This is a genomic window from Kluyvera sichuanensis, assembly GCF_040930405.1.
Taxonomy (GTDB): Bacteria; Pseudomonadota; Gammaproteobacteria; order Enterobacterales; family Enterobacteriaceae; genus Kluyvera; species Kluyvera sichuanensis.
In genome coordinates, this window is record NZ_CP162271.1 from 1,790,135 (window position 1) to 1,801,927 (window position 11,793).

The following is an 11,793-nucleotide window of genomic DNA, read 5'->3' on the forward strand; positions in this document are numbered from 1 at the left end:
GTATTATCTCGATGTGAGACGTTGCCAATACGGGGAATAACGGAATGAAAAGGGAGGAGTTCGGCCGTTTATTTAAAACGGCGGCGCAAAGGCCGCCGTGGTAATGAATCCGTCAGCGCTGGAAAATAACCCGATAACGCCCTGAGCCCACTTCGGCGCAATAGCCTGCCGATGAGGGGGCAAAGTCGATACCGTCAGTTTCCAGCAGCGTATGCGCCCCGTCGAGCACCAGCGTCGAGCGCGTGTTAGCCGGGATCTCCACCTCCAGCGTCACCGTCTGGCCCTCCTGCGCGGAGGCCAGCGCCCAGCTAACGCCAATATCACCATAAACCGAAGCATAATGGGCTTTCAGCCACTGGAGATTGCCGCCAGGAATCGGATGTATCACCGAACGTTTAAAGCCCGGCGCCTCTTCTTCGGTGTTGATCCCCGCCGCAGCCCGGTACAGCCATTCGCCGATGGCGCCGTAGGCATAGTGATTAAACGAGTTCATGTCCGGGCTCCACATGGTGCCGTCCGGCTTCACGCCGTCCCAGTGCTCCCAGATAGTGGTCGCCCCGGCCTTCACCTGATACAGCCAGGAAGGGAAATCGTCCTTCATCAGCAGCTGCCACGCCGCATCGGCCTGACCGTTTTCACTGAGGGCATGGCAGAAGTACGGCGTGCCAACGAACCCGGTCACCAGATGCCCACCCTGCTCCTCCAGCAGCGTCAGCAGGGTTTGCACCGTGCGTTCGCGATAGGCCTCCGGCACCAGCTGGAAGTAGAGCGCCAGAATATGCGCCGTTTGCGTTCTCGCCGCCAGCCTGCCGTTCGGCGTAAAGAATTCGCGATGGAAGCTGTCGACGATCGACGCATGCAGCGCCGTGTAACGTTCAGCATCTTCCAGATGGCCAAGCACCTTCGCCGACTTCGCCAGCAGCTGCGTCGACAGCGCGTAATAGGCCATGCAGGTCAGTTCGTTCGGCGTCGCACCAAAATAGCTACCCTCGCGAGCATCCAGCGCCACCCAGTCGCCAAACTGCAGCTTCCATGACCACATATTGTCGACCGCATTGGCCCGCATAAACTCCACCCAGGCCTTCATACTCTGGTACTGTCGCGCCAGCGTCTGGGTGTCGCCATACATCAGATACAGCGTCCACGGGTTGATCACCGCCGCATCGGCCCAGGCAGCGGACGAGTGGGTGCGACCGTGCGACAGGAAACGGTCGTTATCACATTTGCCGGTCAGAATGTCGGGGATCACGTGCGGCACGCCGCCTTCCGGCGTCTGGTCATGCGCAAGATCCTCCAGCCACTTGGCAAAGAAGGTGTGCGTCTGCATCAGATAGCTGGCGGTACGGCAGAAAATCTGCGCGTCACCGGTCCAGCCAAGGCGTTCATCGCGCTGCGGGCAGTCGGTGGGAATATCAACAAAGTTCCCTTTGAGTCCCCAGAGAATATTGTGATGAAGCTGATTCAGTTCGGCGTTAGAGGTTTCAATATGGCCGGTTGGGGTCATCGCCGAATGCAGTACCACGGCGGTAAAATCATCCAGCGTCGGCGTCCCAGGCCAGCGTTCAATCATCACGTAGCGGAAGCCCTGGAAGGTAAAGTGCGGGTGATAACGTTCCTCACCGTCGCCGCGCAGCGTGTAGTCAATGCGCTGTTTGGCGGTGCGCAGGTTGTCCAGATAGACGTTGCCCTCCGCGTCCAGCACCTCAAAATGGCGCAGCGAAACGTTGTCGCCCGCTTCGCCACGCACGCAAAACTCGACCCAGCCGCTAAGGTTCTGCCCAAAATCGAGCACCGTCTCGCCTTTCGGCGTCGTGAACAGCGCACGCGGCGTCAGGCGTTCAATCTCTTGCACCGGGCAGGCTGTTTGCGGCTGCAGCACCGCACGGTCGGCGGTCAGCACGTTCACCGCGCGCCAACCCTGCGCTGCAAAGCCGGGTTCGCACCAGCCGCGCTGTTCGAGCCGGGCATCGTAGATTTCACCATCATAGATTTCCGAGAACAGAATTGCCGAGTCGCTGCCTAGCCAGCGTCCGTCGCTGGCTATAACCTGCTGACTACCGTCGCGCAGCGTCACCACCAGATGGCAGATAAATCCGGTCTGTTCACCGTAGTAGTTGCGGTAACGGTTAAAGCTCATATCCCCTTTGTACCAGCCCGCCCCCACCATTGCCCCGATGGCATTCGCGCCTTCTCGTAGCCGTTCGGTCACGTCCCAGGTCTGGTACAGCAGGTGGTGGTGGTAGCTGGTCCAGCCCGGTGCCAGCTCATCGCAGCCGACCTTTTCCCCGTTAAGCCACAGCTGATAAAGCCCCAGCGCGCTGGCATGGACCACCGCCGAAACAATATCAGCCCCCTGCGGCAGGGTGAACGCCTGACGCAGCAACGTCCCTTTCGACTCGGCTTTATCCTGCGGCGTCTCCGCTGAGATAAATTCGCCCTGCCACGCTCTGGCAGGCAGGCCGGTGATAAACGAGGATGCCGGGCTCCAGTCGCTGCTTTGGCCGTGATTGTCGGTGATGCGAACCCGCACGTAGTAGCGGGTGGAGTGCGTGCAGGTAAACGCAGTCAGCTCCACGTTATTCGAGCGGTCATCGTGGATGTCGCCGCTGTCATAGCAAGGGTCATCAAAACTGGCCGATGTCGCCAACTGCAGCCGCCAACTCCGCTGCACGACATTGCGTAAGCTGCTGCTGATGCTCCAACCGAATACCGGGAGCGTCTCACAACCCGCCAGCGCGCGTTCATAGTTAAGCGTAACGTTCTCTACTGCCAACATAATTATTCCCTCAATAACGTCGTGTTCAGGCTTTCACCCGCATCGTGTCGTGTGCCGCAGGCCGCGCATCCGCCGCCGCAACCATTTCCGTTTCTGCATTAAATTCATTGCGCTGCTTGCCGTGGAAGCACAGCCAGCCTATGACCATGCCGACGACCACAATCGCCGTCAGCAGGCAATAGAGCACCGTCGGCCCGGCGCTCAGCAGCACCGGCGTGACGAAGGCCAGCAGGCCGCAGGTCAAGCGGGCCACGCCGACGATCACCCCCTGGGCGGTGGCGCGCAGCATGGTCGGGAACGACTCCTGAGCCCACACTTTCATGATCCCTTCAAAGGCAAAGCCGGTGCCGATATTGGTAAACAGCAGGCAGCAGAACCATGAGAGCGGCGAGAAATTCAGCAGTACCGGCACAAAGTAGCCGCCGGACATCATCACCGCGCCAAAGATGAAAAAAGGAATGCGCTTTGAGGTATCGACAATGCGCATAAACAGCAGTCCTGAGGCGACGCTCACCGGCAGGATCAACAACCCCCAGAGCGAGTTAGTGCTGACAGAAATGCCCACCACGTTGACGGCGACAAAGGTGCCAAACTGCCCGCCGGTATTGGCCGCCAGATTGGTGAAGGTGTAAAAGGCGCACAGGGAGAGAAACGGCCACAGATATTTGCTGTCCAGCAGGTCACGCCAGCCGTTTTTCTGCGCGCGGACGGTCGCCACGCCCCGGCGCTGCTCATCGCGAGCGGCAAGCCACAGCGGCGATTCAGGTATCGACCAGCGTAGGATGAGCAGCACTGCCGCCACCAGTCCGACGTGCATATACATGATTTGCGCGCCAATTCGTCCCCAGTCGCCAACAACCGCTGAGATGCCCATCGTCGCGCCAATCCCCACCAGCCACAGCAGGTTCGACAGGCCGATAATTTTGCCGCGGTTGTCATCGTTTGCCGCTTCAGAAATGGTCGCCAGCGACACCGGTAAATCGGCCCCGGTAGCCAACCCCACCAGCAACGTCCCAACCAACAGGAAGTGGAAGCTCGCACCAAACGCCAGTGCCAGCGTGCCGATAACGATCATCGCCATCGTGATAATAAAGACATTACGCCGCCCAATACGATCACCAAGGCGACCACCGCAGAATGCTCCGGCGGCGATACAGAGGGTTAACAGGCCGGATAAAATACCAATTTCCAGCGCGGTAATGCCGATGGTTTTTTGATAAATAACCAGTGCGGTGCCATTAGAAACAATGGCGGCAGAATCAATATACGATGCCATTCCTGACACCACCCCGATATACCAGGGGCCGGGTGTACTATTTTTTGCCATAACCTATCCCTTAATGCTGTGAGATGAAAGGAGACGGGTGCAGAATCCCCTCTCACCGCGATTGTTGAGATAAAATTGCTGTCGTTTTATTGTTATTAGCCGAAAATCAGATCTGCGTTAACACCCGTGAATGCAGTTCCCGTTCATGGGTGGGTGAATAATTAAAATAGCGTTTGTATGATTCAGTTAATCTAATGGCGTTCATAAAGCCGCAGCGGGCAGCTATTTCGCTGACGGTTTTATCGGTCGTGCGTAGCAGTTCCTGGGCTTTGAGCACCCGAAACAGCATCTGAAATTTCACCGGGGTATAGCCGGTAATGCGTTTGATAAAGCGGAACATCGTACGCCGTGCGACGCCGTTATCATCGCTAAGCGCGCTCCAGTCTAGCTGTCGCAGGCTGTTGGATTTCAGCGTTTTGATAAGGCTTGCGCGTCCTTTTTCCTCGATGCTAAGCGTCTCCCCCTGACGGCCACATAGGCACAGCGTGTTGATCACGTTGAGAAACGCCGCTTCGCACTGCGAAAAATAGAGCGCGTCGTAGTCGTGCTCGTTACGCGCGATGATCTGTTCGCTCCAGCCTTCGATATTTGCCAGTTCACTCGGCGTTAGCGTGCGGTCCTTGCGCGACTGCAACTGTGTTTTCACGCACTGCAGCAAAGCGTCGATATTCTGTAAAAAATGAAAATTATGATTTCTGCGAATTAATATATTAATCACCGAAAGGTGATTAGTGGAAACGTAGCTGTGAGTATCATTCTTTGTAACGAGAAAGAAATCACCCTTACAAATAAAGTGGACAATATCATTAACAATATGAAACCCGCTGCCATCCCGGACAATAACCAGCTCATCAAACTCATGCCCATGTACGCCTTCCATTAACTGGTTATTCATAGTGAACAGGCAAAATGCATGTTGTTCCGAGTGAAAAAAGTCACTGTCGCGTAATATTCGCATGCGCACTCCCGAGTTTATTTGGGCAATAACATTCCGACCTTAATTAATAGCAAGGATTGAAAAATAAATATTGTTGCAGGTCTCATTGATAACTATTTAAGCGCAATAATTATGACAAGTCTATATAACGGGGTGGCACTCAGGCGTAAGCCAACGTGATGTTGGTTTCATTTTCGGGAAATGCAGAGGGGTTTACCCCGGCGTCGGCGTAACCGCCTCGGCCGGGCTACGTTTTGAAGGTAGCCCGGCCGAGCATCGCGACGCCGGGGGCGTGACTTTAGAAGCCGAGGCTGTCCAGCAGGTCGTCGACCTGATCCTGGCTGGCCACCACGCCCGCTTTGGAGGTATCAACCTGAGGGCCGTTGAGCAGGCTGTCGTTTTCGCGTTTCTGGCGAGCGCCTTGTTCGGGAATGTTTTCCAGCAGCACCATCAGCAGCTGGCGTTCAATCTCCTGAATCACGTCCATCATACGCTTGATAACCTGACCGGTCAGGTCCTGGAAATCCTGCGCCATCATGATTTCCAGCAGCTGCGCGTTGGTAAAGCTGGTGTGCCCCGGCACGTCGCCAAGGTACTTGCGGGTATCGGTCACCAGTTCGCGAGCGTCGGCAAGCTCAATCGGATTCTCAAACCAGGCGTCCCAGCGCTGGGTCAGCGCTTTTGCACCCTTCTCCATTTCATCCTGATGCGGCTGCGAAGCCTCCACGCTGTTGAGCGCGCGTTCCGCCGCCTGCGCGGTCATCTGCACCACGTAGTCGAGGCGATCTCGGGCATCGGGTATCGCCTCCGCCGCTTCCGCGATGGCCTGATCCAGCCCCAGCTCGCGCAGGCTATCGCGCAGCATACGGGTCAGATTGCCAATGCGGCTAATAATATCCGCGGCGGAGTGTTCATCGCCGGGCTTGATGGAAGATTGCATCATGTTCGTCACCTTACATGCCCAGTTTCTCGAAGATTTTGTTCAATTTTTCTTCCAGAGTCGCCGCGGTGAATGGCTTCACCACGTATCCGCTGGCCCCAGCCTGTGCGGCGGCAATAATGTTCTCTTTCTTCGCTTCCGCCGTCACCATCAGCACCGGCATCGCTGCCATAGCGCCGTTAGCGCGAATCGTTTTCAGCAGCTCCAGGCCGTCCATGTTTGGCATGTTCCAGTCGGAGATCACAAAGCCAAAACCGCCGGTCTGCAATTTGTTCATCGCATCTACGCCGTCTTCTGCTTCTTCAACGTTGTTAAATCCCAGCTCTTTTAACAGGTTGCGCACGATGCGACGCATGGTGGAAAAGTCATCCACAACCAAAAACTTAAGCTCTTTATCCGCCATAAAATAATTCTCCTGATCAAATACGTATTGCCTGTCCGGCACTGATTTTTGCCAGCATCTGCTGGCTTACCTGGCTAAGATCGACCACTTCGCTGACGCCACCGGTATTGATGGCCTCACGCGGCATGCCGAACACCACACAACTGGCTTCATTCTGCGCGATGGTCCAGGCTCCCGCCTGATACATCGCGTGCATCCCGGCCGCACCATCGTTGCCCATACCGGTGAGGATCACCCCCACGGCATTGCGCCCCGCGTGCTTCGCAACCGAATGAAACAGCACATCAACCGACGGGCGATGGCGATTAACCGGCGGCCCGTCGTGAATTTTGATTTGATAGTTAGCCCCGCTGCGCGCGAGCTCCATATGTTTATCGCCCGGCGCAATATAGGCGTGGCCCGGCAGCACGCGCTCGCCGTCTTCCGCCTCTTTCACCGTTATCTGGCAGAGCTTGTTGAGACGCTCGGCAAACGAACGGGTAAAGCCCGGCGGCATATGCTGGGTTATCAGCAGCGCGGGGCTGGAGAGCGGCAGCGGCTGAAGCACGTGACGAATCGCCTCGGTGCCGCCGGTCGACGCGCCAATGGCAATCAGTTTCTCGGAGCTGAGCAGCGGGCCTGCTTTCAGCGCCACCGGTGCGGGCATAGGCTTGTGGGCGCTAACGCGCGCACGCGATGCGGCACGCACTTTCTCAGCGATGGTTTCGCTGTAGGCCAGCATCCCTTCGCGAATCCCGAGCTGCGGTTTAGTGACAAAGTCCACCGCCCCCAACTCCAGCGCGCGCAGCGTGACTTCCGAGCCTTTTCCGGTCAGTGATGACACCATCACCACCGGCATCGGGCGCAGGCGCATCAGCTTTTCAAGAAAGTCGAGGCCGTCCATGCGCGGCATTTCGACGTCCAGCGTCAGTACGTCAGGATTAAATTTTTTTATCAGGTCGCGAGCGACCAACGGATCCGGGGCGGTAGCCACCATTTCCATGTCGTCATGCTCGTTGATGATTTCCGTCATGATCTGCCGCATCAGCGCCGAATCATCCACGGAGAGGACCCTTATTTTTTTCATGTTCTTCCCTTACTTAACGCATAGACCGTTTGTCCGCGCAGGCTGAACTCACGGGCCAGATGGCTGAAGTTTTCCGAATGCCCGGCAAACAGCAGGCCGTCCGGTTTCAGCAGCGGCACAAAGCGTTTGAGGATCTCCTGCTGCGTGGTCTTATCGAAATAGATCATCACGTTGCGACAGAAGATCGCATCAAATGGCCCCGGCACCTGGTAGTGGGCATTCAGCAAATTCAGCGTGGAGAAATCCACGTAGTTCGCCAGTTCGGCACGTACACGCACCAGGCCTGAATGCGGCCCGGTTCCGCGCATGAAATAGCGCTGAAGCTGCTGCTGGGAGAGCGTTTTCAGCTCGTCCATGCGGTAAATGCCGCTCTGCGCCTTTTCCAGCACTTCGGTATCGATGTCGCTGGCATAGACCTTCCAGCGCCCCGGCGCGGTTCCCAGCGTGTCGGCGAGGGTAATCGCGATGGAGTAAGGCTCTTCCCCCGTTGAAGCCGCCGCGCTCCACACCCGGTATTCACCCTGCCGACGCGCGGCGTGCTCCGCCAGCGTCGGAAAGTGGTGCGCCTCACGGAAAAACGCCGTCAGGTTGGTGGTCAACGAGTTAATAAACGCCTGCCACTCCGGGCTGTCGCCGTTGGCCTCCAGCAAACTGAGGTAGTGACCAAAGTCGTCGAGGTTCAGCGTACGTAAACGTCGCACCAGGCGGTTGTAAACCATGTCACGCTTGTGATCGGCCAGCACGATACCGGCGCGCTGGTAGATCAGTTGACAGATCCGACGGAATTGACCGTCGGTAAGCGTCAGGCGCTGTGTCAGTTGACTCAATAATTGCGATTGCCCATTTGGCAGAGATACAGTCATAGCGCCTTCTTACATCACATCATTCAGGAAACTGCGGGTACCGCGGTCAGCTCTACGTTTTCACGTGGGGCCGCCGCTTTCACTTCTTCCAGGGCAAATACCGATACCACGTTGGTTAAGCGGTCGGCCTGGTCGGCAAGCTGCTGCGTTGCCGCTGCGCCCTCTTCAACCAGCGAGGCGTTCTGCTGGGTGACCTGGTCCATCTGCGTCACCGCCTGCGCAACCTGCTCAATACCGCGACGCTGTTCGTCCGAGGCGGAGGCAATTTCACCCATAATGTCGTTCACGCGGGTGACCGACTGCACAATCTCGGTCATGGTATTGGCGGAGGTTTCCACCAGCGCCGACCCTTCCTGCACGCGGGCCACCGACTCTTCAATCAGCCCTTTGATCTCTTTCGCCGCCTGCGCGCTGCGGCTGGCCAGGTTACGGACTTCCCCTGCTACCACCGCGAACCCACGCCCCTGCTCGCCCGCACGTGCGGCTTCCACCGCGGCGTTCAGCGCCAGAATGTTGGTCTGGAAAGCAATACCGTCAATTACGCTGATAATGTCGCTTATCTTGCGTGAACTGGTGGCGATGTTGTGCATAGTGCGAGCCACATGAGAAGCCTGCTCGCCGCCGCGTTTTGCCGTATCCGCCGCGCCGTGCGCCAGGTTAGAAGCCTGACGGGCGTTATCGGCGTTCTGGCTAACGGTGGCAGTCAACTGCTCCATGCTGGCTGCCGTTTGCGCCAGCGAAGCGGCCTGCTGTTCAGTACGTGAAGAGAGATCGTTGTTGCCTGCGGCAATTTCCGAAATCCCGGTATGCATCGCATAGCTGCCTTCCCGCACCTGTCCGACGGTGTCGCGCAGCGATTGCTGCATGGTTTTCAGACCGGCGAAGATGGCGCTAATTTCGTTTTTGCCGTAGACGGAAATCGGCCGCGCCAGATTACCGTGGGCAATGTTGTCAAAGTGACGGCTGATGATCTCCATTGGCTTAACCACCATATGGCGTACCCACCACAGCGCGCCGACGGTGATCAGTACCGAAATAATCACCATGCCAATAAAGGTAATGGTCGAACGCTGAGTGTCGCTTTGGCTTTCGCGTTCGGCGGCGGAGACATAGTTCTCGATATTTTTGCGCCAGCTTTCGTAGTCGTTATCAAACTGATCCTGCGATTTTTGTACCGGTGCCGCCACAAACTCAGCCAGTTGGTTGTTCTCAAGCCAGGCCGTCTGATGGGCTAACATTTCATGCCAGACGGTGAAGGTTTTCGCCGTCTGCGCCTGCAGTTCTTTGTCGTGTTCCCCCATCAACGGCAGCGCCATAAAGCCCTGAAACAGCGCATCGGCCTGCGACAAATTCTGCTTCACGTCATCGACAATGCTGCGCACTTCATCCGGCGGGTAGCTCAGCGCGGTCAGCGTACCGGCCTTGTTGAGCATGGTGCTGGCCTGCAGCATCGCGGCGCGAGACTCGGTCAAGGTGTTCAACTGCTGGCTGCTCTGGTCTATCTGATTAATATTGCTTTGCCCATCGCGAAAAGCCCAAAAAGAGAGTCCGTTACTGCCAATCTGCAAAATGCCGCAGAGAATCAAAATCAGAAACAACGTGGTAGAGATTCGAATACGATAAAGCATCACCACACTCCTAAAGGCGGCAAAGACCGCGGATAAAATTAAAAGGTTTCCCAGTTACTGTCGGCAGCCCGTTCACCACTCGACGCGAGGCGTTTCGCCGCTATCGGGGCCGGGGCAGTTTTTGTCGCATGCTGTGCGGACGCGACGTTAAGGCGGAAAGCCGCAACGGCTTGATTCAGACGCTCGGCCTGGTCTTCCAGCGCGGCGGCGGCCGTTGCCGACTCTTCCACCAGCGCGGCGTTTTGTTGGGTGACGCTGTCCATTTCTGCGACGGCAATCGCCACCTGGTCGATCCCGCGGCTCTGTTCATCGGAAGCCGAGGCGATTTCGCCCATAATGTCGGTCACGCGGGTAACCGCATTGACGATATCGGTCATGGTTTCGCCCGCGCTTTCTACCAGCACAGAACCGGTATCGACCCGTGAGACGGAATCTTCAATTAATGCTTTGATCTCTTTTGCCGCCTGCGCGCTGCGGCTTGCCAGATTGCGCACCTCGCCAGCCACCACCGCAAAGCCACGCCCCTGCTCACCGGCGCGCGCCGCTTCAACGGCAGCGTTCAGCGCCAGAATGTTGGTCTGGAAGGCAATACCGTCGATAACGCCGGTAATATCGGAGATTTTCTGCGAACTGGCGGCAATTTCATGCATGGTGTTCACCACGCCGTTCACCACGTTGCCGCCGCGCTGAGCGGTTTCAGAGGCGCTTTGTGCCAGATGCGATGCCTGACGGGCGTTTTCGGCATTCTGCTTCACGGTTGCCGTCAGCTGTTCCATGCTGGCCGCCGTCTCTTCGAGCGAAGCCGACTGTTGTTCGGTGCGCGCCGAGAGATCGTTATTTCCCGCCGCAATCTCGCTGGTGCCGTGGTAAATCGCTTCAGCTCCCGAACGAACGTGCGTCACGGTATCAATCAGCGAGGCCTGCATGTGATTCACGGTGTCGGCCAGTTCGGTGATTTCGTTACGCCCGCGAAGCGAAAGCGTTGGGGTCAGGTCGCCCGCCGCGATATGGCGGATATGGCCCATCACCGATGCCAGCGGTTTCAGCAGAATGGCGCGAATGCCAAACCAGGCGCCGACCATCACCACGACCAGCACCACCGCCAGCACCAGCAGTTGCCAGCGGGCTATCTGATAGTCGCTGCTACTGGTGGTAAAGGCGTTCTGATAGAGCGCTTCGCTTTGGCTGGCATATTGGGTCATCGCTTCACCCAGCGCGTTCTGCATGCCCTGCGTCGGCTGAGCGAAATAGGCATCCATATTGCCCGCTTCCAGGAAGCCAACCAGCTCCTGTAGCGCGGCATAATAATGTTGATAGGTTTTGGCCACCTGCTGGCTGGCATCGCTCATTGCCGGCAGCGCAGGGGTTTCGCTAAATCGCGCAAAGTGGCCGGCAGCCTGCTCCAGCGTGGTTCGCGCGTTTTTCAGCAGTTCAGTTTTGGCGCTGCTCTGCTGATTGTCCGCATCCATCATCATCCGCGCCGAAGAGCGGCTGAGGTTGATACGCGTTTGCAGTAAAAGATCCCACGATTTCGTGAGCTCGGTTTGTTGGGTTCGAAGCGTATTAGATAGCGCAAAGCTTTGTTGGTTTTGATGCAACGAGGAGAACAGAAAGCCCCCGGAGACTAACTGCAAAAGTGCGAAGACGACCAGCACCAACATCAGCAGCGTGACAACGCGGATACGGTTTAACATACAGCACCTTCTCTATGACTTGTTACGGCTGTTATCGGCATCCCAAAAAGAAACTTTATGCGGTGGGTGGGTAAAAATCGCGGGGGCAAAACGGGGCTGATGCGAGTCACTGAATAACAACGCTTTTTATAAGATATAAAAAAAAGTTGTAAATCACCC

General features: G+C 57.0%; 9 protein-coding genes. All 9 read right to left on the reverse strand.

The features are described from left to right. Nucleotides 1-112: 112 nt before the first annotated feature. Complete coding sequence (locus AB2B48_RS08870; protein ID WP_368301560.1) at nt 113-2,776, reverse strand: family 78 glycoside hydrolase catalytic domain; 2,664 nt, start codon at nt 2,774-2,776, stop codon at nt 113-115. Nucleotides 2,777-2,801: 25 nt separating this feature from the next. Beyond that, nucleotides 2,802-4,052, reverse strand: coding sequence for an MFS transporter (locus tag AB2B48_RS08875; RefSeq protein WP_368301561.1), 1,251 nt, complete (start codon nt 4,050-4,052; stop codon nt 2,802-2,804). A gap of 157 nt (nt 4,053-4,209) precedes the next feature. Further along, nucleotides 4,210-4,749 (reverse strand): helix-turn-helix domain-containing protein, encoded by a 540-nt coding sequence (locus AB2B48_RS08880; protein WP_333009893.1) that lies wholly within the window; start codon nt 4,747-4,749, stop codon nt 4,210-4,212. Between the two features lie 589 nt (nt 4,750-5,338). Beyond that, the gene (gene cheZ, locus AB2B48_RS08885; protein ID WP_220439271.1) at nt 5,339-5,983 is read right to left on the reverse strand and encodes a protein phosphatase CheZ; all 645 of its coding nucleotides are present in this window, start codon (nt 5,981-5,983) and stop codon (nt 5,339-5,341) included. Between the two features lie 10 nt (nt 5,984-5,993). Then, on the reverse strand, nt 5,994-6,383 hold the full coding sequence (gene cheY, locus AB2B48_RS08890) for a chemotaxis response regulator CheY (protein ID WP_185667552.1): 390 nt from the start codon (nt 6,381-6,383) through the stop codon (nt 5,994-5,996). A 16-nt stretch (nt 6,384-6,399) separates the two neighbouring features. Next, nucleotides 6,400-7,449, reverse strand: a complete 1,050-nt coding sequence (locus AB2B48_RS08895; protein ID WP_185667551.1) for a protein-glutamate methylesterase/protein-glutamine glutaminase — start codon at nt 7,447-7,449, stop codon at nt 6,400-6,402. After that, nucleotides 7,446-8,312, reverse strand: a complete 867-nt coding sequence (gene cheR / locus AB2B48_RS08900) for a protein-glutamate O-methyltransferase CheR (RefSeq protein WP_185667550.1) — start codon at nt 8,310-8,312, stop codon at nt 7,446-7,448. Before cheR ends, AB2B48_RS08895 begins: the two co-directional genes overlap by 4 nt. A gap of 23 nt (nt 8,313-8,335) precedes the next feature. After that, entirely contained in the window at nt 8,336-9,940 is a 1,605-nt protein-coding gene (locus AB2B48_RS08905; protein WP_368301562.1) for a methyl-accepting chemotaxis protein, read from the reverse strand. Between the two features lie 38 nt (nt 9,941-9,978). After that, nucleotides 9,979-11,634, reverse strand: coding sequence for a methyl-accepting chemotaxis protein II (tar, locus tag AB2B48_RS08910; protein ID WP_368301563.1), 1,656 nt, complete (start codon nt 11,632-11,634; stop codon nt 9,979-9,981). Between the last annotated feature and the right edge of the window lie 159 nt (nt 11,635-11,793).

Coding starts and splice junctions, on each gene's coding strand:
- AB2B48_RS08870 (WP_368301560.1), bottom strand. CDS start 2,776: ATGTTGGCAGTAGAGAACGTTACGCTTAACTATGAACGCGCGCTGGCG.
- AB2B48_RS08875 (WP_368301561.1), bottom strand. CDS start 4,052: ATGGCATCGTATATTGATTCTGCCGCCATTGTTTCTAATGGCACCGCA.
- cheZ (WP_220439271.1), bottom strand. CDS start 5,983: ATGATGCAATCTTCCATCAAGCCCGGCGATGAACACTCCGCCGCGGAT.
- cheY (WP_185667552.1), bottom strand. CDS start 6,383: ATGGCGGATAAAGAGCTTAAGTTTTTGGTTGTGGATGACTTTTCCACC.
- AB2B48_RS08895 (WP_185667551.1), bottom strand. CDS start 7,449: ATGAAAAAAATAAGGGTCCTCTCCGTGGATGATTCGGCGCTGATGCGG.
- cheR (WP_185667550.1), bottom strand. CDS start 8,312: ATGACTGTATCTCTGCCAAATGGGCAATCGCAATTATTGAGTCAACTG.
- AB2B48_RS08905 (WP_368301562.1), bottom strand. CDS start 9,940: ATGCTTTATCGTATTCGAATCTCTACCACGTTGTTTCTGATTTTGATT.
- tar (WP_368301563.1), bottom strand. CDS start 11,634: ATGTTAAACCGTATCCGCGTTGTCACGCTGCTGATGTTGGTGCTGGTC.